We start from the raw sequence: 644 nt of genomic DNA on the forward strand, positions 1-644 counted from the left end.
ATTACTTTTACGTCTTCGTTCTGCCTTTGAAAAAGGGACCGTCGATCGTGTTCTGAAACGATATGCCAAATATGATCTTTTGATCATTGATGAAATAGGTTATTTACCAATTCAAAAAGTTGAAGCTAACCTCTTCTTTCAACTATTAACGATGCGTTACGAAAAAAAATCAACAATGATTACGACAAATATTATCTTATCTCGATGGGGGGAGCTATTTCAGAATTCTGAAATAGCCGCCGCTATTCTTGATCGCCTGGTTCACCATGTTAAAGTCTTCAAGATTACTGGAAAATCATATCGTATGAAAGGGAAAATGTAAATGGACTTCTAAATTAGACTGTCAAAAACCTACATTTTTATTCTGTCAAAAACCTACAATTTTATACTGTCCTTGACAATATGGGATATTATGATAAATTAACTATGGATGATATTTGAAAAAACCATACTGTATATTTGATTTAATTTTTATTTTTAAGCTCATATCGTAAGAATGGGACTTGTAGTCTCACTTCTTGGAACTGTCAAATTTTTTATGAAAACTAAAAATTAAAGGTGGTGAAGGCCCACTGACTATACCAATCGGAGCCGCATTTGCCCTTGACAAACACTTGAATGGTTTCAGTTAAGGTCACAAGGGT

General features: G+C 33.7%; 1 protein-coding gene. It reads left to right on the forward strand.

The genetic code is table 11. The annotated features are described in order from the left end of the window. Positions 1-322 (forward strand): ATP-binding protein (locus ACYQ2O_RS12615; RefSeq protein WP_459796754.1); only part of this gene is annotated, 322 nt, incomplete at its 5' end. Between the last annotated feature and the right edge of the window lie 322 nt (positions 323-644).

Source organism: Alkalibacterium sp. m-11 (assembly GCF_054658155.1).